The organism is Acidocella sp. (genome assembly GCF_036489515.1).
In the GTDB taxonomy this organism is placed as follows: domain Bacteria; phylum Pseudomonadota; class Alphaproteobacteria; order Acetobacterales; family Acetobacteraceae; genus Acidocella.
Genome location: NZ_DASXFO010000081.1, coordinates 1 through 23741 on the forward strand (window position 1 = coordinate 1; position 23741 = coordinate 23741).

20 protein-coding genes are annotated in these 23741 nt (G+C 64.7%); 3 read left to right on the forward strand and 17 right to left on the reverse strand.

Annotated features, from left to right (window positions below; all coding sequences use genetic code 11):
* Positions 1-114 precede the first annotated feature (114 nt).
* The 4 genes from VGG47_RS12040 to VGG47_RS15660 form a co-directional block, all read right to left on the reverse strand.
* Positions 115-1269: a serine hydrolase domain-containing protein gene (locus VGG47_RS12040; RefSeq protein ID WP_331538848.1), complete on the reverse strand. Its 1155-nt coding sequence runs from the start codon at positions 1267-1269 to the stop codon at positions 115-117.
* A gap of 480 nt (positions 1270-1749) precedes the next feature.
* Complete coding sequence (locus VGG47_RS12045) at positions 1750-2733, reverse strand: hydroxyacid dehydrogenase (RefSeq protein WP_331538851.1); 984 nt, start codon at positions 2731-2733, stop codon at positions 1750-1752.
* 384 nt (positions 2734-3117) lie between these two features.
* The gene (locus tag VGG47_RS12050) at positions 3118-3258 is read right to left on the reverse strand and encodes a hypothetical protein (RefSeq protein ID WP_331538852.1); all 141 of its coding nucleotides are present in this window, start codon (positions 3256-3258) and stop codon (positions 3118-3120) included.
* A 371-nt stretch (positions 3259-3629) separates the two neighbouring features.
* Positions 3630-3908: a LysR substrate-binding domain-containing protein gene (locus tag VGG47_RS15660; protein WP_408842010.1), complete on the reverse strand. Its 279-nt coding sequence runs from the start codon at positions 3906-3908 to the stop codon at positions 3630-3632.
* 61 nt (positions 3909-3969) lie between these two features.
* Here VGG47_RS15660 and VGG47_RS12055 point away from each other — a divergent pair, with 61 nt between their 5' ends.
* Positions 3970-5361 (forward strand): NAD-dependent succinate-semialdehyde dehydrogenase, encoded by a 1392-nt coding sequence (locus VGG47_RS12055; protein WP_331538854.1) that lies wholly within the window; start codon positions 3970-3972, stop codon positions 5359-5361.
* A 238-nt stretch (positions 5362-5599) separates the two neighbouring features.
* Positions 5600-7255, forward strand: coding sequence for an acetolactate synthase large subunit (locus tag VGG47_RS12060; RefSeq protein WP_331538857.1), 1656 nt, complete (start codon positions 5600-5602; stop codon positions 7253-7255).
* A gap of 149 nt (positions 7256-7404) precedes the next feature.
* On the opposite strand, the gene VGG47_RS12065 is transcribed toward VGG47_RS12060, so the two are convergent.
* Entirely contained in the window at positions 7405-7686 is a 282-nt protein-coding gene (locus VGG47_RS12065; protein WP_331538859.1) for a hypothetical protein, read from the reverse strand.
* 322 nt (positions 7687-8008) lie between these two features.
* Between VGG47_RS12065 and VGG47_RS12070 the strand changes: the two genes are divergently transcribed.
* Positions 8009-10240 (forward strand): tetratricopeptide repeat protein, encoded by a 2232-nt coding sequence (locus VGG47_RS12070; RefSeq protein ID WP_331538861.1) that lies wholly within the window; start codon positions 8009-8011, stop codon positions 10238-10240.
* Positions 10241-10391: 151 nt separating this feature from the next.
* Here VGG47_RS12070 and VGG47_RS12075 read toward each other — a convergent pair whose 3' ends face one another.
* The 12 genes from VGG47_RS12075 to VGG47_RS12130 all read right to left on the reverse strand — a co-directional run bounded on the left by VGG47_RS12075 (position 10392) and on the right by VGG47_RS12130 (position 23567).
* Positions 10392-10859, reverse strand: coding sequence for a hypothetical protein (locus VGG47_RS12075; protein ID WP_331538863.1), 468 nt, complete (start codon positions 10857-10859; stop codon positions 10392-10394).
* A complete protein-coding gene (gene flgM, locus VGG47_RS12080; protein ID WP_331538865.1) occupies positions 10856-11173 on the reverse strand; it encodes a flagellar biosynthesis anti-sigma factor FlgM in 318 nt (105 codons plus the stop codon). The genes VGG47_RS12075 and flgM overlap by 4 nt, the downstream gene beginning before the upstream one ends.
* A complete protein-coding gene (locus VGG47_RS12085; protein WP_331538868.1) occupies positions 11170-11538 on the reverse strand; it encodes a flagellar protein FliS in 369 nt (122 codons plus the stop codon). Before VGG47_RS12085 ends, flgM begins: the two co-directional genes overlap by 4 nt.
* An 18-nt stretch (positions 11539-11556) precedes the next feature.
* On the reverse strand, positions 11557-12990 hold the full coding sequence (fliD, locus tag VGG47_RS12090) for a flagellar filament capping protein FliD (protein ID WP_331538870.1): 1434 nt from the start codon (positions 12988-12990) through the stop codon (positions 11557-11559).
* Positions 12991-13068: 78 nt separating this feature from the next.
* Positions 13069-15258, reverse strand: a complete 2190-nt coding sequence (locus VGG47_RS12095; RefSeq protein WP_331538872.1) for a flagellin — start codon at positions 15256-15258, stop codon at positions 13069-13071.
* Positions 15259-15364: 106 nt separating this feature from the next.
* Complete coding sequence (flgA, locus tag VGG47_RS12100) at positions 15365-16015, reverse strand: flagellar basal body P-ring formation chaperone FlgA (RefSeq protein ID WP_331538874.1); 651 nt, start codon at positions 16013-16015, stop codon at positions 15365-15367.
* A gap of 149 nt (positions 16016-16164) precedes the next feature.
* A complete protein-coding gene (locus tag VGG47_RS12105) occupies positions 16165-19593 on the reverse strand; it encodes a hypothetical protein (protein ID WP_331538877.1) in 3429 nt (1142 codons plus the stop codon).
* A 10-nt stretch (positions 19594-19603) separates the two neighbouring features.
* A complete protein-coding gene (gene flgL / locus VGG47_RS12110) occupies positions 19604-20830 on the reverse strand; it encodes a flagellar hook-associated protein FlgL (RefSeq protein ID WP_331538879.1) in 1227 nt (408 codons plus the stop codon).
* 76 nt (positions 20831-20906) lie between these two features.
* Positions 20907-21329: a hypothetical protein gene (locus tag VGG47_RS12115; RefSeq protein ID WP_331538881.1), complete on the reverse strand. Its 423-nt coding sequence runs from the start codon at positions 21327-21329 to the stop codon at positions 20907-20909.
* Entirely contained in the window at positions 21326-22666 is a 1341-nt protein-coding gene (locus VGG47_RS12120; protein WP_331538883.1) for a FliI/YscN family ATPase, read from the reverse strand. The genes VGG47_RS12115 and VGG47_RS12120 overlap by 4 nt, the downstream gene beginning before the upstream one ends.
* Positions 22663-23304 (reverse strand): FliH/SctL family protein, encoded by a 642-nt coding sequence (locus VGG47_RS12125; RefSeq protein ID WP_331538885.1) that lies wholly within the window; start codon positions 23302-23304, stop codon positions 22663-22665. Before VGG47_RS12125 ends, VGG47_RS12120 begins: the two co-directional genes overlap by 4 nt.
* The gene (locus VGG47_RS12130; RefSeq protein ID WP_331538887.1) at positions 23301-23567 is read right to left on the reverse strand and encodes a hypothetical protein; all 267 of its coding nucleotides are present in this window, start codon (positions 23565-23567) and stop codon (positions 23301-23303) included. The genes VGG47_RS12125 and VGG47_RS12130 overlap by 4 nt, the downstream gene beginning before the upstream one ends.
* Positions 23568-23741 lie beyond the last annotated feature (174 nt).

The window sequence follows — 23741 nt, forward strand, 5'->3', positions numbered from 1 at the left end:
CCACGGTCTGGGACACATACGACGATATCGTGGAAGCCTGCAAAACCGCATGGAACTGGTTCATCGCCGATCCAGACCGCATCAACTCAATCGGTAGCCGCGATTGGGCATGTGTCAGTCTTTAGGCGGATTGGTATTACATGCCGCAAGCACGCGCTCGACGAACCCATCTAACGCATCGCTGGCAATCCAGCGCGCGACGGCGACGATATCGAGTTCGGGCTCGATCCAGACGACGCTGGAGCCGGCGCCGCGCGCGAAGACGCTCGCATCAGTGCCGCTCGGGTAGAGCCTGGTGCCGCCGCTGTTGAGCCAGCACGTCAGCCCGTACTGGCCATTGCAGGGTGACGGCGTGAGCATTGCGCGCACCCAGCCGCTGGAGATGATCTGGTGACCGGCCCACTCGCCGCCACGCGCGATCAGCAGCCCCATGCGCGCGTGGTCGCGCGAGCCGATCATCATGCCGCCCCCCCAGTGGCCGCCGCCGGAGACCGACGGGACGGATTTGCCGTCAAGCTCGAGGAAGGCGTTACGGTAGCCGTGCCACTCCCAACCCCCGCTCGCGCCGATCGGATCCATCACGCGCTCCTTCAGCACTTCAGGACGCGCACGGCGGAAGCGATAAGTGAGGCTTGCGGCGAGGAGGTTCACGCGCACGTCGTTATATTCGAAATGCGTGCCCGGCTGGCCCAGGACACGCGTCTCGCCCTTGCGCTTGCCGCCGTCGGAAGCCGGACCGACGACGCGGTTATGGTCCGCCGAATCCGGCTTGCCCCAGAGTGTGCCTTCCCACTCGCTGGCCTGCTGCAACAGATGGCGCCAAGTGATGGCCGCATTGTGCGGGGTTTCGAACCAGCCCGTATCCACGGTGTTACCGACACGCTCGTCGAGGTCCCCGATCAACCCATCTGCGAGCGCGATGCCGGCGAGCATGCCGATATAGCTTTTAGAGACGGAGAAGGTCATGTCGGCACCTCCCGTATCGCCCCACTCAGCGACGATGCTGCCGCCGCGCAGAATCAGCCCGTTGGCCTCGCCGCGCGGGCGCACGGGGCCGATGACTTCAGCATGCTCGGGGCGGTCGCCGATCTGCGCTGTGCCGACATAGCGGCCATCCTCGTAATACATCGAGCGCGGCCACGCACTCTCGTGCGCGCGATGGAAGGCAATTGCCGCTGCCAGGCCGTCAGCATCGAAGCCTGCAGCTTCGGGCGTCACGGTCGACCAGTCCTGACCTGCGGGAGGCGTGTAGCGCGCGTTCATCGTCATTGTCAGAATTCCGTTCCGTTTTATTTTATGTCGAGCAGGTTCTGACGGCGATGGCGATGCCGCAAGTCTGAACGCTGAGCAGGAGATATGCGACGGAGCGCCTCATTCTTGCTTCAGAATTGTCGTACTCTAACGTAATTTTAGAACCAATTCAGAATTTTATCCGTAACGCCCGACGAAGAGAATGATGGAAGCCGCGTAGAGGATGGCCTTCTCGAAGTCGCATGGTGTCCTTAGCAAGAATTTTATCTTTAGCAGAATCGCAACAAAAAACGCTGCATCGGCGCGCGCTTCTGAATCTTTACTTGCCTCGCAAACAAAGCTCGTTGCGGAGGCACGCAACCAACTTAATTTGCTTCTAAATGGGTAAAAGCGCTTTAGACGCAGCGTTCATGCCTAAATCCCCCTTTCCGTGCTGCCGGCGCTGCGAGCCGAGGGGGCGTATCGGGCACAGAGGAGCTCCTTTCTGAAAGCGCGGGGTTACACGCGCCGCGTCCAGTGATCCGGGTTCACCGCGCCCTGCGGTATTTCGCCGGCCAGGAGCGCGGCGAGTTGTGCGACCGTATCCAGCGCCTGGTGCTCGATCGCGGGAGGCGTCAGGCCGCCAATATGCGGCGTCGCGATCACGTTCGGCAGGTGGGCCAGTTCGGTGCTCGGCATCTGGTCCCGCGCGCGCCCGACATCCAGCGCCGCCCCCGCGATGCTCCCTTCCATCAGGGCCGCCGTCAGCGCCGCCTCATCCACCAGATTGCCGCGCGAGAGATTGATGAAGAACGCGGACGGCTTCATGCGCCCAAGCGCCCCGGCGCCGATCAGATCTTCCGTCTCCTCGGTCGCCACGGCCAGGCACACGACATAATCGGATTCCGCCAGCAAATCCTCGAAGGAGACTTGTTTGAAACGCGCATCCGAGATCGTCGCATAGGGATCAGCAATCAACACCGCCATGCCGAGCATGGCCGCCAACGGCGCCAGCGCCCGGCCGATGCTGCCATAGCCGATAATGCCAAGTGTGCTGCCGAAGAGTTGTCGCCCCATAATGGCCTCCGGCTGCACCTCACCTGCATGGTACACCGCCGTGGCACGCGAAATGCCCCGCGATAAATCCACCATGTATCCCAAGGCGAGTTCCACCACGGACTGCACAAATCCGGGGCTGGCGCGCGTCACCAGCACGCCCGCCACCGAGGCCGAGGCGACATCGATATTGCGGATATCGACGGCGCAGCGCAGTACTGCCTTAAGCGTCGGTACGCCCATGAAGAGTTCCGCCGGCCCGGCGGTAAGACGATCCGCGATGATCACGTCCACGCCGCGCGCGGCCTCGATCAACGCATCCGTGCTGAGAGCATCAGGACCTTCGTTGAGTTGCACCTCGGCCAGCGCACGCAGCCCGGCGAGCGCGCGCTCCCCGTAATATTTCATTCGCACCTCCGCGGGATGGGTCAGCAGAATTCTTGCCACGCGGCTCTACTCCAATTGCCAAAAAGTGAATGCGTAGGGGTGCTGTTCAATAATCAATGCACGCGACCGATCAAAGTTCAAATCAACGGAAGCGTTCTCTCCGTCGAATCTTACCAGATCCATTTCAATTTTAGCTCACGCAGATTACATGCCTTCACAGCCTTTTTTAGACTTAGAGAAGAATTTGTTCATATCTCTGGTGAGAGAACCGCTCGCCACGTCTTTATTACGACCTCGAACGGGGCGCCAACGGGTTGAATTTTCCTGTCTTTAGGCAGCATTGATTGACCCCTAATAGAAGAGGCACTTGCCCTCAGAACGGGCGATGGTCATAGCCATGAACTCCCAGGCCCAAATCTTAGCCGTGTTGTGGCGGAAAGAGAACTACTCCATGTAACGGCGCAGGTGTTTGGCGCCGATGTTCATACCGGGGCGGTCATCATCACGCGTGAGGGGCCTCGCCTTAGTCACGCTGCTGAAAAGCTCGCCCAAGCCTTGCGGGTCGGCGATCTGGAGGTCGTGCATGGCTACATGCCGGATTAGCTTCTGGTACGGCCGACGATGTCGCGATAGCCGCCCTCGCCGCCATTCCACCGACTTGCCCCTCCACCGCCCGACGCGAAACTGCACCTCCGTCCGCTCTAGGCTCACGAAGTCCGTACCTGGAATTAAGGGACGACACGGTTCGTTGGCCGTGATCAGAATTCGCTCCAGTCAGCTTCTGGGTGAAGCCGATGGAGGCGTTACCCCTTGGGAAGAGTGCGCCGTTCCAGATATCCGGGGACATAGCGTTAGGTAGAAAAAATTGCCACTTATGTTCGTGTTAAAATTAGATCGCTTTTTTGAGAAATGAGGCTTTTGATAAAAATAGCTGCCGCGCGCGTGTGTCCCGTTTTCTAAACGTCCGTTTGTTTATAACGGCGAACATGGGGTGGCGGCTTCGTACACGATGCGACAAAGAGGCCGGCCAGCTGCCCCTCAAGAACGGCGCCGATCAGCTCGCCCGAAGGGCCCGTGGTAAGGTTCAGCTCGACCTGCGGAAACCGCCGAGGGAACGCCGCCAGGAAGGGCGGAATCCGCATGGCGGCCGTGCTTTCGAGCGCGTTTAGGGGCAGCGCACCTTTCGGCTCGCTGCCCGAGATCGAATATATGATCTCAATACTATTCAGTTTTATTCAATGATAAAGTGGTTATGTCTTGGAACAACGAAGCAACCACCACGCACGGAGCACCGCCATGACCGCGACAGCAACCGTAAATCATTCCGTTTCCCAGAATCCCGCCACCGGCGAGGTTTTCGCCCATCACCCGTTCGCCACGCCCGCGGAGATCGATCTGGCCCTGACGCGTAGCGCCGCCGCCGCCGCCCTGTGGCGGCAGGTCCCGGTCGAAGAGCGTGCGGCCTTCCTCGTGCGCCTGGCGGCCTCCCTGCGCGACCGCAAGGAGGCGCTGGCCGCCATGATGACGCAGGAAATGGGCAAGCCGATCATCCAGGCCCGCGCCGAGGTCGAGAAATGCGCGTTCCTTTGCGAATGGTACGCGGAAAACGGCCCGAAATTCCTGGCGCCGCAACTTGTCGCGGTTGATAAAGGCCAGGCCCGGCAGGAATTCCGCCCGCTTGGGCCCATTCTCGCCGTCATGCCGTGGAATTTTCCGGCCTGGCAGGTGTTGCGCGGCGCCGCCGGCATGCTGCTGGCCGGCAACACCTATGTGCTGAAGCACGCGCCGAATGTCATGGGCGGCGCCTATCTGCTGCGCGACGCGATCGTGGCGGCGGGCGCACCGGAAGGACTTTTTGAAGTCGTCCACGCCACACCGGAGGGCGTTTCGGTCATGATCGAGGATCCGCGCATCGTGGCCGTGGCCTTAACCGGCAGCACGCGTGCCGGGGCTGCCATCGCCCGCCAGGCCGGGGCTGTGCTCAAGAAATCCATTCTGGAGCTCGGCGGGGCCGACGCCTTCATCGTCCTCTCCGATGCCGACCTCGACGCCGCGGTCCGCTCCGCCGTCGCCGGGCGCTTCCAGAATACCGGGCAAGTCTGCTTGGCGGCGAAGCGCATCATCGTGGAACAGCCGATCGCGGAAGCTTTCGAAGCGCTCTTCGTGGAGGCCGTGAAAGTGCTGAAAGTCGGCGACCCGCTACGGGAAGACACCTATATCGGCCCGATGGCGCGCTACGACCTGCGCGACGAACTGCACCGGCAGGTCGAGCTTTCGGTGAGCGAAGGCGCGCGTCTGGTCATGGGCGGCCACAGGTTGGAGGGGACGGGCAATTTCTACGCCCCGACCATCCTTGCGGATGTGCAGCCGGGCATGGTTGCCTTTGACCAGGAACTGTTTGGTCCGGTCGCCTCGCTGATCGTGGCGCGTGACGCGGCGCATGCGATCGAATTGGCCAATGACAGCGAATTCGGTCTCGCCGGCTCCATTTGGACCGCCGATCTGGATCAGGCCAACCGCATGGCGACGCAGATCGAAACGGGGGGCGTCTTTATCAACGGCGATGTCGCCTCCGATCCCCGGCTCACCGTCGGCGGCGTGAAAAAGAGCGGCTTCGGACGCGAACTCTCGAGCTTCGGCCTGCATGAAGTCTGCAACATCCAGACGGTCTGGATCGACCGCCGCTAAAGCATGATCAATTCGGGATCACGCAGGAGAAGGCTACTTTTTGTGAACAAAAAGTAGCAAAAAAACTTTATTAATCTGGGTCATGGGCGTTGGCGCCGACAACGCCCATGACCCAGATTAAAAAAAGTTTTTGCGCCGCTTTTTTCAAAAAGCGGCCGCTTTCCTAGACCCTCCTGAATGCTCAAATGATACTGTCAAACCAACCGCCCGCGTGACCTGCGGGGCAAGGAGCTGACCCATGAACGGAGCTGAACTATTTGTCGCAGCCTTGGAGAATGAGGGTGTAACCCAAATCTTTGGGGTGCCGGGGGAAGAAAATCTCGACGTTGTCGAAGCCCTGCGCCATTCCTCGATCAAGCTGATCGTCACGCGCCATGAACAGGCGGCGGCCTTCATGGCGGCGACCTATGGCCGGCTCACCGGCAAGGCGGGCGTGTGCCTCACCACGCTCGGGCCGGGCGCACTCAATCTCACCACGGGGGCGGCCTATGCGCAGCTCGGCGCCATGCCGATGGTCATGATCACCGGTCAGAAAGGCATCCGCAGCCGCAAGCAGGGGCATTTCCAGGTCGTCGACATCGTCTCGGCCATGGCCCCGTTGACCAAGATGGCCCATCAGATCGTCAGCCCGGCGACCATTCCCTCCATGGTGCGCGAGGCCTTCCGCCTCGCCCAGTTCGAGCGGCCGGGCGCGGTACATATCGAACTGCCCGAGGACATCGCCGCCGAGATTGCCCCCGACCTCAAGCCGGTTCCGTTGCATCCGCTGGAACCTCCCATCGCGGCGCCGGCGGCTCTGGACCGCGCCGCGGCGCTGATTCTCGCCGCCCAGCGCCCCCTGGTGATGCTCGGCGCCGCCGCGAGCCGCCCGCATTTGGCCGAAGCGCTTTCCGCGTTCGTGCGGCGCCTGCAGATCCCGTTCTTCAACACCCAGATGGGCAAAGGCGCTGTGGCCGGCGGTTCAGGACTTTACATGGGCACCGCGGCGCTGTCCGAGCGCGACTACATCCACAGCGCCATCGACCGCGCCGACCTGATCATCTGCATCGGCCACGACACGATCGAGAAACCGCCCTTCCTGATGGGCCCGAACGGCCCGAAAGTGCTGCATGTGGGCTACAACGCGGCCACCGTCGAGGAAGTTTACTTCCCGCATGCGGAGCTGATCGGCGCGGTCGGCCCAACCCTGGCGCAGCTCGCCGACCGCCTGGAAGGCAAGCTGCCCAACGCCGGCGCCCTGCTGCCGCTGCGCGCGCCCATTCTGGCGCGTCTGCAGGACCGGGCCGAGGAAAGCCGCTATCCGCTGACGCCGCAGCGCATCGTCCATGACGTGCGCACGGTAATCCCGGAAGACGGCGTCGTCTGCCTCGATAACGGCATGTACAAGATCTGGTTCGCGCGCAATTACCGCACGTCTGTGGCGAACACGCTGCTCCTCGATAACGCTCTCGCCACCATGGGTGCCGGCCTGCCGTCCGCGATGATGGCAGCACTGCTCTATCCCTCGCGACGCGTGCTGGCGGTGTGCGGCGATGGTGGGTTCATGATGAATTCGCAGGAACTGGAGACAGCGGTCCGCCTCAAGCTCAACCTCGTGGTGCTGATCCTCCAGGACAACGCCTACGGGATGATCCGCTGGAAGCAGGCGGTCGATCAGTTCCCTGATTTCGGCATGACCTTCGGCAACCCCGACTTCGTGGACTACGCCAGGTCGTACGGTGTCGAGGGCAGCCGGGTGGAGAGCGCCGAAGGCCTGGCGCCGGCTCTGGAGGCGGCCTTTGCCCGGGGTGGCGTGAACCTCGTCGTCGTGCCGGTCGACTACTCCGAAAACACGCGTGTCCTCGTCGAGGAGTTGCGCGCGTTCAACGCGAGCGGCTCGTTGCAGGCATCATGACGAATCAGGGAAGGCTTCTTTTTGTGAACAAAAAGAAGCAAAAAAACTTTGCTAACCTGGGCCATGGGCGTTGTCGGTGACAATGCCCATGGCCCAGCGTAACAAAAGTTTTTGCGCCGCTTTTGATCGAAAAAGCGGCCGCTTTCCTTCTAGGCGGCCTGGCGCGTTGCTCTTCCAAGCATGACCGTTAGGCGCCGTACGCCGACGAGCTGCCGCAGATTGCCCTCGACGACGTGCACCATCTCCGACGGCATCTCGTCAATGGCCAGGACAGCCTCGATAAGCGCGCCGTTGCGCCCGATCTTAACCCGATCGAGCACCAGATCCCGCCGCGCGAAAGGGGCCAGCAGACGGGGGAGCAGTCCGGGGTCGGCGTCGGCGGCCAGCTCGAACTGAACCGCTTGAAACGAATGATCGGTAACGGGGGACATGGGCGACACTTTCGGAAAAACGATTGGGGACAGAGCGACAATCCGGCAGCCCCACCGCGCCATGCGCGGCAGCTCAGGCGGCCGGGGTGGTAATTCGCGCTGTCATCCGAAAGTTCATGCCAAATTATTATATGTATTCTGGAAGCTTGGCAAACCTTCCGAAGAGATTTGCGTTTACCTCAGGCTGCGGCGGAGGTTTTGCCGTGCGCCACCCAGATCAGGACCAGCCACAAGGCTTTCAATCGCGCGGGTGACTTGCGGCGCGCGCGATGGTGCGGAATAGCATTCCGGCATCGGATAACGGCTGGGAAGGCGTAACAGATTGAACCGTAAGGACCGTCGGGCGGAAACGAAACTGAAGCGTTCGGGCACCACTGCTCCCTCAGCACAAGGCGCAGAAATACTTGCCGCCGCCCTCCAGGCGCATCAGGCCGGGCAGATGGACGACGCGGCGCGGCTTTACGGCCAGGTCCTGGCGGTCAATCCCCGCCATGCCGACAGCCTGAATATGCTGGGCGCGATCGCCCTGAAGCAAGGCGATGCCGGGTCGGCGATCGAGCGCATCGGCCAGGCCGTCGCCCTCGATGCGGCGAACCCGGTCTACCGCTACAATCTGGGCGTGAGCCTCGCCGCGGCGGGGCGGCTGGAAGAGGCGGCCGAATCCTATCGCCAGGCGGTCGCGCGCCTCCCGGATTATCCGGAGGCTCTCTATAATCTTGGCATTGTCCTGGGCGCGCTGGAACGGCAGGACGAGGCCGCCGCCGTCTACCGCCAGGTTCTTGCCATCGCGCCCACGCATGCGGACGCACTCAACAATCTCGGCGCAACACTCACCATGTCTGGCGAGATGGAGGAGGCTGCTTCCTGCTACCGCGCGGCGCTCGCGCAGAATCCGCAGAATGCCGATGCGCATTACAATCTGGCGAAGCTGGTCCAGGAACAAGGCAAGCCTCAGGACGCGGTCAGCCATTATGAAGCCGCCTTGAAAATCCAGCCGGATTTCCTGAATGCGCTGTCCAATCTCGGCAACACGCTCTGGGCGCTCAACCGGCTCGACGAGGCGGTTTCGGTCTTCAACCGGGCGCTCGCATTCAAGCCGGATTTCACCGCGGCCCATGTCAATCTGGCTGGGGCGCTGCGCACGATGCAACGCCTGCAGGAAGCTTTGGCGGCCTGCGAGACGGCGCTCAGCCTACAGGCGGATCTGGCGCCGGCCCATGCGAATCTCGGCATGACGCTGCAGGAGCTAGGCCGGCTGGAGGAAGCCGGCGTCGCCCTGGAGGAATCTGTCCGTCTCGCGCCAGACGTTTTGGAGGCGCACACCGGGCTGATCTTGAACCTGCATTACCAGGCAAAGGTGAGCGAAGCAGCGATTTTCGCGGCCGCCCAGCGCTTCGCAACGCACGTTAAGATACCAGCGAATACGCATTTCAAAAATCTGCCGGAGCCCGGGCGCCGCTTGCGGATCGGCTATGTGTCAGGCGATTTGAAGCAGCATCCGGTGGGATTTTTGCTCGCCCCCGTCCTCGCCAATCATGACCCTGATGCGGTCGAAATTTACGCCTATAGCAGCCAATCGAAAGAAGACTGGCTGACGCAGCAATTGCGCGAGCAATGCGGGCAATGGCGGAGCGTGGTGGGGATGTCTTCCCAAGCGGCTGCGTCCCGCGTGGCAGCGGATGGCATCGATCTATTGGTCGATCTCTCCGGTCACACTGGCGGCCACCGGCTGGATCTGTTCGCGCGGAAGCCGGCACCGGTGCAGCTGAGCTGGCTGGGCTTCTGGGGCACCACCGGCTTGCCCACGATCGACTATATCCTGTCCGATGCCACAACGATCCCAGAAGGCGATGAGAATCTCTACAGCGAAACGGTGCTCCGCCTGCCGGAAAGCCGGTTCTGCTATGCCCCGCCACCTTACGCGCCAGCGCCGGCGGCGGCGCCATGCCTTAAAAACGGCTATGTGACCTTCGGCAGCTTCAACAATCTCATGAAAGTCGGTCCGGACGTGGTCCAGCTTTGGGTGCGGCTGCTCCAGGCAACACCAGGCGCGCGGCTGCTGCTCAAATGGGCGTCTCTGGCCGATCGCGTGGCGCGGCAGAACCTGTTTACCGCCTTCGCCGCGCACGGCATCGCGCCCGAACAGCTGATGCTGCGCCCGGCATCGCCTCACCCCGACATGCTGGCCGAATATGGCGATGTCGACATCGCACTCGACCCGTTCCCGTTCTCGGGCGGCCTGACAAGCTGCGAGGCGATGTGGATGGGCGTGCCGGTGGTGACCTTGCCGGGCAACCGCGCGGTGTCACGCCAGACGCTCGGTTTTCTGCGCGCCATCGGCATGCCCGAACTGGCCGCTTCATCGGCGGATGAGTATGTGCGGATCGCCACCGAACTCGCCGCCGATCAGCCCCGCCTCGCGGACCTGCGGCGGACGCTGCGCCGGCAGATGGCGGCTTCGCCGTTATGCGACGCCTACGTTTTTACCCGCAACCTCGAGGCGGCTTACCGGACGATGTGGGAAAATTGGTGCGAGAAGGCGGCAAACGCCTGACAAAAAAGAAGCCGCTTTTTGAAAAAAGCGGCGCAAAAACTTTTATTATGCTGGGGCATGGGCTTTGTCGGCGACAACGCCCATGCCCCAGCATAGCAAAGTTTTTTTGCTACTTTTTGTTCACAAAAAGTAGCCTTCTCTTCCCTTTGCTTCAGGCTTCGGCGATCAGCCTTCCGCTGTCCTCGACACCGAGCGCCTGCATGCTGCGCAGCGCAGCACTCAGGCCGTTATGCAGGGTGGTTGCGCGCCGGCTGGCTTTCACCGAGCGGGTCGCGAAACGCTTGAGCGACAGGCGCAGCGTGTCGGCCAGGCTGGCGGCGTCGTTCTGGTCGGCGCGGCGCAGATAATCCGCGGCCCGCTGCAGGTCGGCGCTGCCAAGCCGCTTCATGGTGTCGGCGATATCGGAAAATGCCGGCTCCGCCGCGGACAGCGCGGCTTCCACCTCGGTCGCCGCTGCCGCGATCTCCTGCGGGCGGCCCGACAGCATCAGATCGTCCAGGCTCTGCAGCTTGAGGGTCAGATCCGCGACCAGCTCCAGCCCCTGATGGAGCACGGCGACGACCGCGACATGGTCAACCCCAAATTCGGCGCCAGGGGCGGCTTCGGCGTCATCGGTCATGGGGCGGCTTCTTTCACGGCGCTGGTGATGGAACGGGCCAACGTGTCGGGTGAGACGTCGTAGGTGCCGTTCTGGACCGAAGCGCGCAATTGCGCCACTGCCTGTTCGTTCACACCGCTGGAATTCCGCGCGGCGCCGAGCAGCTGGGTCGTGGTCTGTGCATCGTCGCTCAGGGTCACGGCCTCTCCGGAGGAACCTGCGCTCTGGGTGCTCTCGGCCGCGGCACCGGCGCGCGTAGTGGCTTGCGCATCGCCCTGTCCGGCAATTTCCGGCGCAACCTGGCTCAGGCCAAGGGCGTTGATGCTGCTGCTCATGAGGCGGTCCCAGGTTCAGGCGTTTCAAGCATATCCCGGGCCAGAGTTTCAATGGCACGGTCGAATTCGTCCAGCGCCGCCGCGTCGTTCTGCAGATTGGCGCGCAGCAGGGTCGTTTGCAGCGTACCATAGATGGTCGTCAGCGCCGGTCCAAGTGTGGTGCCCGGGCCGGTATCGAGGATGCCGGTCAGCAGCACCAGCAGCCGGTCGGCGCGGTGCATCATCTCGGCCTTCAGCGCGATGTCGCCGGCGAGGATCGCCGCCTTGGCCTTGCGGCCATAAAGCCGCAGGGCGCGCCAGCCATGGCGCAGCCAGTCCAGCTCGGTCTCGCCGTCGAACATTGTTGCGCGATAACCTGCGATCATATCCATCATCATGACACCTTAGCTCGAACTCGTGGTCGGGCTGGTATAGATGTCCAAATACATTTGCGTGACTGACGCATTGGTGGCGGCCGACTCCGCGGTCGAATAGGCCGCGGCCAGATTGTTCAGCTCCACGGTGTCGGTCTTCTCCATCTGCGAGATCTCAGTGTTAATGGAGGTGATCGTGTTGGTGTAGGAATCGGTCTGCGCCGCGATCGTGCCGCCGCCCACCGTCGCGGTGCTGTCGCTGCTGGTGCTCGTCGAACTGCCGAGCGCCTGCTTCGTTGCCGTGCTGAGACTGGTCTGGATCTCGCCGAGCAGCTTCTGCACCGCCGTCGGGTTCTGCGTGTAAGCCGCCGCGAAGGTCGTGCTGTCCAGGGCCACGGTGCCCTTGCTGCTCACCGTCAGACCGATCGAATTCGAGGTCATGCCGCTCGCCGCGGCGCCGGACACCGCGGAGAGCAGCTGGTTGGAAATGCTCTCGGCCGTGGTGTTGCCGGCCAGCCCGCCGGATTTTGCCGCCGAGCTGGCGGATGCGGATGCGGTCGTGGTCGAGGAGCCGGCCCAAAAGGTTTCTTTGCTGATGGTCGAGAGCGCAGAGTTCAGATCGCTCGCGACCGTGCCGACCGCGCTGGTAATGGCGGTCGGCGAAGAGCCGATGTTCAGCGTGCTGCTGCCTTTGCTGGTCAGGGTCAGCGACACGCCTGGCATCGCGCTGCTGATGTTGTTGCTGCTGCGGATGATCGGCACGCCGTTGAGCGTCAGGCTGGAGTTTTTCGCCGTCTGCGCACTGAACATCATCGGGCTGGTGGTGCCGGTGGTGCTGTTGGAATAATCGAATTGCGCGAGCGAGCCGGTGCCGGAAACACTGAACGCCTGGGACGCGCCGGTCGAGCTGCTCTGCAGCGTCAGCTCCGCGCCCGTCGCGGTGGTGACCACGCCGGCCTTCACGCCGCCCGCCATCTTGTTGATGGCGCTGGCGATGCCGTTCAGGGTCATGCTGCCGGAGCCGACCGTCACGGTCTCGGTCTTCGCCTTGCTGCCGCTGCCGATGGTGAAAGAGAGCGTGCTGTTGCCGGTGGCGCTGCCGAGCTTCGCAGAGGCGGTCTTTGCCACCGCCGCACTGGAATAGATTTCCTGCACCGAGGCCAGGGATTTGACGTCCACGCTATACGTGCCGGTCTGCGCGGCGCTGCCGGCGGTGGCGGACAGCACGCTGCTGGTGCCCACCGACGCGTTGCGGGTGTTGATGGTCGAGAGATCTGCGATCCCCGACAAAGAGGTGGAAAGCGTCGAGAGCGTGCCCTGGATCGTGCCCCAGGCGGAGATGTCCGCCTTGTCGGTCGTGATCTGAGCGTCAAGCTGCGTGACCGGCTCCGCCAGGCGGTCCTCGTAGTCGGTGATCTCGCTGCTGATCTGGCTGGACCCAAGGCTTGAGATTGTGGAGCTCATGTTCTCAACGACTCTCTGTTCTGTTCAAGGCAAGACAAGTCCGGCCGGAGTTTTCACTCCGGCCGGGGTCACAAGAGATTACGGCAGCAGCGAGAGGTAGGACTGCTGCAGCGTGGTGGAGCTCTTCAGCGCCGCCACACCGGCCTGCGCCTGGATCTGCACCTGGGTCAGCTGGTTGGCGACCTGCGGCAAGTTGGCGTCCTGCACCACACCCAGCGCGCTGGTGACGTTCTCGCTGGTGGTATCCAGGTTGTCGATGTTCGCGGTCAGGCCCTGCTGCACGGAGCCGAGGTCACCGCCGGTGTTGTCCAGCGACTGCAGCGCGTAATTGACCACCGAGATCGCCTGGTTCGCACCGCCCTGGGTGTTGAGGTCCGCGCCCGTGGCCCCCGGAGCAGTCCCCGCCGTGCCATTGACGGACGAAACGTTGACGTCAGCCAGCGAGGTGAACGAGCTGGTCCCGCTGACCATGTTCAAGGTGGTGCCCGCCGTCTTGGGCGTGGTTGCGATCTCACCGCCCCCGGCCAGCTGCACGCTGCCCTGGATGGAGACATAGTTGGCCGCGGCGCCGGTGCCAGAGGCCGCCGAAACCGAGGCCAAACCAGCCCCCGCGCCGCCCGCGGCCGAATAGCCGGACACCTGGATATTGTCGGCAGTGGCCTGGGTCAGAATCAGCGAGCCCTGGCTGTTCGTCGTCGCCGAGATGCCCGTGTCGGTCGTGCCATTATTGATGCTGGCGATCAGCGAGGTCATGTTGGTCCCGGTCGCCTGAATGCTGGTCCCGACCGCCTTGCCGCTGCCGCTGGCGGCGAGCGTCAGGGTCAGGTTGCTGGTACCCGTGCCGAGCTGCCCGAGATTGACGACGTTGCTGGCCGAAGCGGTGATACCCTTGGCGCCGTCCATCGAATTGACTTGCGAGGCCAAGCTCGCGGCGCTTTCGAAGGTATTGGCCGTCGAGACCGAGCCGAGGGCCACGCCCCCAACCGAGATGTTGAACCCCGCAGCGGCGCCGCCTGTACCGGTCGAAAGATCGCTCGCCGTGAGCCCGGCTTGCGCCGACACCAGCTCGCTCGTCGCGCCGACCATCGTTGCGCCGCCCGTGGTCGTGATGCCTTGGGGCGCGGAAAGCTGCACGGTGCCCTGGACGACCGAAAAGTCGGCACCAGAAGCCAGGCTAGCCCCGGTCAAGGTCAGGCCACTTGCGCCCGTCCCCGAAGCATAGCCGGACATCTGAATATTTTTACCTGAGCTCTGGGTCAACACCAGCGAGCCCGAGCTGTCCTTAGCCGTGATGCCCGTTGTGCTGGATTGGGCATTGATGTTGTTGATCAACGAGGTGAGGCTGTTGCCCGTCACAGCGACGGGGGTCGCGGGGGTCGAGGCGGCGCCAGTGCCGGCGCTGGAGGCGAGACTCAACGTCAGCGACCCCGTCGAGCCGCCGACCTTTCCAAGGTTGGTAGTGGTGGTGGCCGTAGCCGTCACCCCTTCGCCGGTGAGCGCCGTAGTGCCGTTGATCTGCGTGGCCAGGTTCGCGGCGCTTTCCAAATCGGAGGTCGGCGAGACATCAACAGCGGCGTTGGCCCCAACCGTAATCGCAACCGGCGTCCCGGTCGCAAGCTCGCCGCCCGTACCTGCAGTAAGGTTGGTGGTCGTGAGCGCGCTAGTCGTGGTCGACGCCGTACCCAAGGCTTCGTACTGAGCGGTGGTGCCCGAGGTGATCGTCGAGGCCATCCCGCCCGTCTGGTACATGCCCAGGCTCGTGGCGGCGGTGTCGGCGATGCTCAGGCTCATGGTCTGGCCTTCGCTGGCGCCGACCTGGAACTGCACATTTTGGAACGTGCCGTTGAGCAGGCTGACATCGTTGAACTGGGTCTGCCCGGCGATGCTGGAGACCTGGCTGGTGAGCTGGCTCACGACGCTCTGCAGCGAGGACGATTCCTGCGAGGTCTCGGTGCCGTTGGAAGCCTGCACGGCGATGGAGTTGAGCTGCTGCACGACGCCGATCTGCTGCTGCACCGCGCCCTGCGCGGTCTGCAGCAGGGACACGCCCTGGTTGGCGTTGGAGATCGCCTGAGTCAGGCCGTTCAGCTGCGAGGTGAAGCCCTGCGCGGTGATGTAGCCGGCCGGGTTGTTGGCGGGGGAGCTGATCGACAGGCCGCTCGACATCTCGTTTTCGAGCGTGTTGTTGGTCATCGACGTGTTGCTGATGGACTGCAGAGCATCGAGTGCGCCCTGATTGGAAAGGATTGAACCGACTGCGCCTGACATTAGGAAAGCTCCTGGGTTGTGATTGCCGTTACCCCTCTATTCATTTGTTCAACCGGAAGTTTTCCTGCTTTCCAACATTTTCCCGAAAAAATGCGCGCGAAAGTTGTCAGTTCAGCTCCACAACCAGGCCTGCCTTGGTGACAAGGGCGGAAAAATGCTGGCCGCTCGAGGGGTTGATCATGAGAATCGTCTGGCCGATCCGCCCGGTCTGCTGCGCCACCGCGTTCACCGTGATGTCCAGGCCGGCGCTGCGCACATGCACCGAGACGGTCTGCCCCGCCTGCACCACCACCGGCTCGGCGACGCTGTCGGACGTCAAAATCGTCCCTGGATTCAAGCCCATCAGCGCCGTGGTGCCGAGCAGTGAGGCCGCGTCATGATAGACTTGGCGCCCCGCGAACAGCGAAACCGGCTCGCGGCGGAGCGAAAAATCGCCGGCGCTGAGCGCCTGGCCGGCGGCGATCGGCCGGGCCGCGACCTCGACCTCCTCCGTCGCCGCGACGGTGACGGTCACATACAACGTCCAGTTCGGCGCCGAGCAACGCACCGCCGCCTGCTCATAAGGCTCGATTCCGGTGATCGACACGCTGAGGTTACCGGTGCAGGCCTGCATATACTGCGCCCCGATCACCGGGCCGAGGCTGATCGTGGAACCGCTCGACAGGGTCGGCGCGATCGCCTGACGGATCGCCGCGGCGACCGCCTGCGGATTTTCTTGCGCCGCCCAAGCCGCGGCGGGCAACACCGCGAAGCCCATAGCAAGCGCAAGGCTTCTTTTTGTGAACAAAAAGAAGCAAAAAAACTTTGTTAATTTGGGCCCTGGGCTTTGTCGCCGACACAGCCCATGACCCAGCATAGCAAAAGTTTTTGCGCCGCTTTTTTCAAAAAGCGGCTGCTTTCTCCTCCTCATTCCGCCGCCCGCTCCACCAGCGCCTCGGGAGCAGAATCCAGCCAGGGCGGCGGCAGATCCTCGACCGAAGGCAGCGCCAGCGCCGCCGCCCGGGCCGCCTCACCGCGCGCCAGGGTGGTCGTCAGGTCGTCAGTCACCGCGTTCAGCAGCGCCGTGCGCCAGACGGCGAACGAATTGGGCACCGTCGTCGCACCAAAACTCTCCGGCAGGTCCAGCCGCGGATCCACCAGCAGATGGCAGCCGGCGGCGGCGGCCAGCAGCGCCGTGTAGCCGTCGGCCTCCACCTTCCCATCGACCGGGCGGATCAGCACGTGCGGCGCAAGGGCTGCCAGCTCGCGCGCCCAGCTATGCTCATCCTCCGGCCTGCGCAGCCGGGTGATCGAGCCCGCATATTGCCCCCCGGCGCGCTCCACCACGATCCAGGTGATCTTCGCCGACGTCTCGTTGATCAGCTCCGGCAACCAGGCCGGGGCGATGCCTTCGTCGATCCACAACACACGGGGATTGGTGTTCAGCCCGGCCCCCTTTTTCAGGTCCTGCCAGATCGGCCGCGACAGAGCCGGGCGCCACAGCGTCACATCACGCCCCGGCGGCAGCAGCGCCTTGACCTTCTGCACCAGCCGCGGCGAGGTGGCGATGAGGTTTTGCGCGCCCGCCAGCACGGAAGCCTGCTCCGGCTGCGGCGCGACGGTGAACAGCGCCGTATAGGGCATGTCGCCTTGGGCCGGCGTGTCCGGGTTCAGCCGCACCCAGGCGGTCGGCGCGCGCCGGCCGATCTCGGCCGCAAGCAAGCCGTCCGGCACCCAGGTCGCCTCCATCAGCGCTTCCGTGCGCAGGGCGCGGGCCGCGTTCAGCAACGCCATGCCGGTATCGATCGGACCGCTGAGCAGCAGGCTCTGCGGATCGGCCGGCGCGCCGCGCTGCAGGCCGAGCCGCCCCTCCGGCCGCAGCAGGTCCTCGCGCAGCGACAAAGCCGGATGGTGGTAGAAATCCCCCCACGGCAGGCGCGCCGCTGCCTTGCTGCCCTGGCGGTGCGCGCAGGCCGGATCGGGGCGGATGCTCTCCGCGACCACGCGAAACGCCACATCCGGCGTCCAAACGATTTTGTGCCCCGTCTCGCGCAACTGCGCGCAAAGATCGATCCACAGCGCGTCGTCACGGAGCGCCGGCATGGTCCAACCTTCCAGCGCCGAACGCCTGGCCAGCACGGCGCCAGGGGCCACCGCGCTCGCCTCCTGATCCACCGCCAGCCAGCCGCCCTGGCCCGGATCGTCGGAGAAATGCCCGGCACCGAGGCGCACTTCAGCGCCGATGACGATCGGCCCGTGCACGATAAGGCGTTTTTTGTCCTCCGTCGGCACCAGGGAACGGGCGCCGACCAACGCCACCGCCGGATCCGCCATGCGCGTGCGCAGGTCCTCAAGCCAATGCGGGGTCGTCGCCTGGGCCCGCGCGTCGACGATCGCGACATACTCGGTCGTCACCAGCGCCAAGGCCGCCTGCAAAGCGCCCGCTGGCGTGAGGTCGGCGTGCGGCGGCACCGCCCGCACCTGTTCGCCGAGCGTCGCCGCCTGCTCGAAGACCGCGGTGAGATAGCGCGACGTCGGGTCCAGCAGCTCGGCGCCGGCCAGCACGATCGGCCCGGACAGCACGCCCCCGGTCAGCAATTCCTTCATCCAGCGGTCAAGCGCTGGGATCTCCGCGCCGTCGCAGAGCAGCACGATCGAGGTGCCGGGGTCGAAGACCACGCGGTTATGGCGGAACAGGCCGAGATGCTCGCGCGGCTCGACCACGGCCGCCATCCCGCTCCGCTCCAGATGCCCGCGCACCATCTCGACCGCGCGCGGGCCAAATTCGGTGGAAGGCACATTGTCGCGGCGGCTGAGCTGGGCCCGGGTGAACAGGGTTTCCGGCAGGCGCACCACCCGCGCCTCCGCCTCCGCCAGGCGCAGCTGATAGCCATATTCCTCAGCACCGGCCTGCGCGGCGTCGAAACCGCCAAGACGGTTCAACGTGTCGGCGCGGTACCAGACCCAGTCCCCCACATAGGCGGCCTGACGCAGCCTTGTGACATCCCAGTTCGGCTTGAAGCGGACCCAGGGGCCCTGATCGGCCTGCACCGTCTCGTCACAATAGATCATATCCGCTTCGCTCTGCGCCGCTTCCAGCGCAAAGCGCAGCACCGCATCCGGCGCCAGCGTGTCGCCCGCGTTCAGAAACGCCACGTAATCAGCCTGCCCGGAAGCTGCGTTGGCCTCGGCGCACAGCACCCGGGTCAGCTCACCGGCAGCGGCGGGGGCGAGGATCGTGGCATAGCCGGGGATGTCCAGGGGCTCGGCGGAGACGATCTTCACCTGCACCGGGGCCTGCCACTGGGCGCGCACTGATTCCAGCGTTTCGGTGACCGCATGCGCGCGCGCCGGCGGCACCGCCACCAGCACTTGCACGGTTGGCAGCGAGGCGGCGTCACGCAGCACCTGCAGGCGCTTCTGCGCGGCATCGTCGATGCGCTCCGCCGGCCGCAGCCCGGCCGCGGTGGCGGCCACGGGCGCCGCCGCACCCGGCGCGCCGCCACCAAAGCCCGGCACGATCACGCCGCGGCTGGTGCCGAGTTCGCCAAGAAACCCGATCAGATCGGCGCAGTCGGCGGCGAACGCATCCCAGGTCGCGGGCGCGAAATCGCGCGCCTGCACCGCGTCCCAGACGCGCACGGTGAGCGCCTGCAACGGCTTGAACAAGGTCGCCTGCGGGGCCGGCTCGCTGCGGTTGAGCTGGCCCGTCAGAAAGGCCTGCGCCTCGCTCACCCCGTTCGGCACGCGGTTGCAGAGCTCGAGCCCGAGATCGCGCTCGATGCGGCGGAGCTGAACGGCCGGATCGGCCATGAGGTCCTGATAGGTGAGCCAGCTGCGCGGCAGATGCCTTGCGTGGCGCTCGCCGCTGATCAGGTAATCCACCCAGAGTAGCAGTGCATGGGCCCGCGCCAACCCGTTCTTTTTGTGCTGGCTGGAGGCGACAACCCAGGGCGCACGGCAGATATGGATGACATGCGGCTTGTGCCCGGCCTGCGTGATGGCGCGTTCGTACATCGGAAACAACCGGCAGAGATGCGGATGCTTGAGGCCCCAGAGCGCCTCGGCGCTGAAACGGCGGCGCAGGATCTCGTCCAGCTTGGTGAAGTGCCGCGCCATGTCGGCGCGTTCCCACCAGCCTTCCGGCAGGCCGCGGACATCGGTCCAATCGACGCCGAGATGGGTGAACACCCCGACATCCCATTCGATCAGTTCCGGAATTTCATAAAACCCGAGCGGGTTGTGCTCGTTCGCCTCGGCGTCGTTGTGCAGGGTCACGCCCAGTCGCTGCAACATGCCGGAGAGAGCCGAGGTGCCGCTACGATAATAGCCGGCGATCAGAATGGCGTCGGACACGCGGTATTCCTTACCCAGAGATATAGTTGAAAAGGCTGAGGCTCTGCACGCTGCTGAACGCCTTCATGGCGGCTTGCACGGCGGTCAGATTCTCGTTGAGGCTGGTCAACGCCGCCGGCATGTTCACGGACGTCGCATTGCTCACGCTGGTCTGCAGCGCGGTCTCCTGCGTGGAATTGTTGCTGGTCGTGCTGGTGAGCGATTGCAGGGTCACGCCGGCCTGCGCCTGCGCGGTGACCACCGTCTGCTGGTACTGGGCGAGGCTGGAAAGATCCTGGTTGAGCGCCTGGCTCGTCACCGCCGCCGACGTGCTGCCAGCGTTTTGCAGCGTGCTCGCGATGCTGCTCAACAAGCTGAACGCCGATTGCGGCTGGCTCGGCGCGATCGTGAAACTGTCGCCGCTGGTGGGGGTGCCGCTCAGCTGAAACTCCATACCGTCGATCGTCAGCGGCGAGCCCGATGTCACCGTGACGGGGCTGCTCGTTGTTGTCACCCCACCCGCCGAGGTGGTCGACGTCGTGTAACTCAGGTCGCTCCCACTGCCGGAAAAGGCCACGGTGACCGCCCCGGACTGACCGCTCGCCTGGAACGCGGCCGCCGCCGTGGGGCTGGTCACCCCGTCCGGGAGCAGTATCCCGGAGCCAGTGTTGCTGGAGGTTGCCGTCACGCTGGCGTAGCCGTCACCCTGCATCCCGGTCATGAATGCCTCGCCATTGGCGATGGTCGAGGCCGTGAGATCGGAGGAGATCGCCGCCTGGCTCGTCCCGCCATCGCCCATATACGTGACGCTGCCGTCCGCCTGCGTCTGGAACGGCTGCACATTGCCGCGCGTGCCGCCGAACAGATAGGTCCCGTTAGTGCCGGTGGTGTTGCCGAGTCCGAGCAGCTGTTGCTCCGACGCCCCCACCTGCGTCGCTATCGACTGCATGTTCGCGGAGCTCGTCGTACCGTTCAGCGCCTGCTCGACCGCCGACTGCACGCTGTCCAGCAGGGTGGAGACCGACGAATACACGTCGCTCACGTTGCCGATCTGGCCTTGAATGTCCGCCAGCGATGTGGACTCGCTGTTCAGCGTGTTGAGCTGGTCGGTGCCGATCGCCGCCGTCTCCCAGGCCGAGGGGTTCTGGTCCGGCGTCTGCACCGCGACACCGGTGGCTACCTCCTGCTCCAGCGTGTTCAGCTGGTTTTCCTGCGCGACCAGCGAAGTCGCGAAATTGGTATAAAATGCGAGATCCATCGCCGTCTCCTTCAGTATGGCAGCGGCGTCGGATACGCCGCGAAAAATCCGAAATGATGCAAACCCTTTGGCGCGCTCATGAGCGCCCCGCCTTGGCTCGCCCGGGCACTGCCTGCTCGGCGCGCAGCGAGGCCAGGCGCTCCTCCGTCAGCGTCGCCTTGCGCGCTGCCTCGTCCAGCCCTTCGCGATAGGCCTGACTGTCGGCCAGTCTCCGCAGCGCCGCCTCGAGCATGTGGCGCGCGCTCTGCTCGGTCCGCACGATCTGCGCCTCCGCGGTGTCGGAGGCGCGAACAAAATGCCCGGCGCGCTGCGCCGCCGCGGCCGTGACGGTCTCGCCATTCTGCCAGCTCTCGCGCAGCCGCGTGCGGTAGGCGGCGAGCACCTGGCGCTGCTGCACAGCTCCGTCCAACGTCGCGTTATGGCGGCGGACCTCGTCGAGCACCTTCTGGTGCCGGATCGCAGCGATCAGATCGAGCCTTTCGATGGTGCGCTTCTTCATGCCCCGACCTCCGGAAGTGCCGCCTGCAGCGCGGTGATGGCGGCGGCCAGCTTCACGTTTTCGGTACCCTGGCGCAGCACCACCTCCATCGCCGGGCTGCGGCGCAACGCCTCGTCCAGCAGCGGATCGCGGCCGGCGACATAGGCGCCGAGATCGATGATGTCCTGCTTTTCCTGTTTGCGCGCCCACAGCGCGCGGAAGCGCGAGGCGAGCTTGTAATGCGCCGGCGCGACCAGGCCGGGCATCGGCCGCGAGAGCGAGGCGACAATGTCGATCGGCGGGTAGAACGCCGCCTCGGCCAGTGTGCGCGACAGCACGATATGCCCATCCAGCACCGAGCGCGCGGTGTCGCCCACCGGGTCGCCGACGTGATCGTCACCCTCGACCAGCACGGTGTAGATCGCGGTGATCGAGCCCTGCGCCTTCGTCCCATTTCCGGCGCGCTCGACATAGGACGCGATCGCCCCGAACACCGAAGGCGGGTAGCCCTTGGTGGCCGGCGGCTCGCCGACCGCGAGGCCGATCCCGCGCAGCGCCATCGCCAGGCGCGTCAGCGAATCCACCACCAGCAGCACATGCTTGCCGCGGTCGCGCCAATATTCGGCGATCGCGGCGGCGAGATAGGCGCCATGCACGCGGCCTAACGCGGTGTCATCGGCCGGCGAAGCGACGATCACGCTGCGCGGCCTCGCCTCACCGATATGATCCTCGACGAATTCGCGGATCTCGCGGCCGCGCTCGCCGATCATGCCGACCACCACGACATCCGCCTCGGCATAACGCGACATCATGCCGAGCAGCGTGGTCTTGCCGACGCCCGAGCCCGCGAACAGGCCGACGCGCATGCCCCGCCCCAGCGTCGCCAGCGCGTTGATGGCGCTAACGCCGACATCGAAGGTCTTCGCGATGCGCTCGCGATCCATCGGGTTCACCGGCACCCCCATCAGCGGCCAGGGATCGCTCACCTCCGGCGGGGGCCTGCCGTCGAGCGGCACGCCGCGCCCGTCGATCACCCGGCCGAGAAGTTCTGGTCCCATCAGCGGTGTCGGGGCCCGGCTCTCGACATGCACGCGCGCGCCGCGCACGACGCCGCGCTTGCCCTGCTCGGGCATGATCAGCAACGTGCCCGCATCGAAGCCGACCACCTCGGCGACGAGCGGCAACCCATCCTCGGTATCGATCAGGCAGCGCGAGCCGATCGGTGCGCGAATGCCGCTGGCATGCAGCACGTCACCGTGGGAGCGCACCACCCTTCCATAGCGGCAGATGGTGTCCTGGGCCATCGCCAGGCGCGCCCGCTCGGCGGCGAGCGTGCGGATGTTGTCCAGCGAGATCATGCGCCGTCCTCGTCGCGCAATCCCAAAGCGGTGCGCACCGAGGCGAGCCGCGCCTCGATGCTGGCATCCCATTCGATGCGGTCGAGCGGGTCACCCTCCGGCGCGATCAGCTCCACCATCGCGCCGCCGCGACCGATGGCGGGGTCGGCGGTCAACCGGCCTTCCTCGAGGACCAGAAGAGGTGCGAGCACCGCATGGTCGACGGGGTTGAGGCGCACGACAATGCTCTGTTTCGACGTCCGTTCCGCCGCCGCCTCCTGCAGCAGCTGCGTCACCAGCGCGCGCAGGCTTTCGGCATTCGCCTTGACCTCGACCCCCACGATATGCCGCGCCAGTTCGAAGGCCAAATCCGTCACCAGCGCCGCCACGTCGTGCTCGCGCTGCCGCAACGGCGCGTCGAGTTGGCTCCAGGCCTCCTGCAACGCCTTGATCGCAGGTGCCGCCAGGGACGCGGTCTCAGCCTGCGCCGCCGCATGACCCGCTTGCGTCCCGGCCGCCCGACCTTCCGCTTCGGCCGCCGCGCGCAGCCGTGCAACCTCGTCGCTCACCCGGCGCGCAACCGTCTCCGCCACCTCATCGAAGGTCGGTTCCACCGGGACCACGCCCGGCGTCTGCTTGCGGGTGATGACGTAGCTCACGGTTCTTCAGCACCTGCTTCGCGAATGGCCTGCATCACCGCGTCGAAGGCGAGCTTCACCAACGGTTCCGCCACGGCGAGCGCGGCACGCATCAGCACGCCGGCGGTCACCGCGCTCAATCCCCAGAGCAGCAGCGTCAGCGGCGTCAACGCCGTCGGTTCATGCAGCCCGGCCCAGAACAACGCAAAGGCAATGACCAGCAGCCAGGGCTTATACAGGCCGCTGCCTTTATTACCTTTGCGGGAGAGTTTGCGATTTGACACAGATCAGGTTCCGGAAGGTTTGGAGCGATATGGCTGAAAATCGAATCGCTCAGCGATTCGGATGGCGAGGGAACCTGCAAGGGCAAGCGAAGGGGAAGGCTTCTTTTTGTGAACAAAAAGAAGCAAAAAAACTTTATTTATGCTGGGCCTGAGGCTGTGTCGGCGACAGCGCCC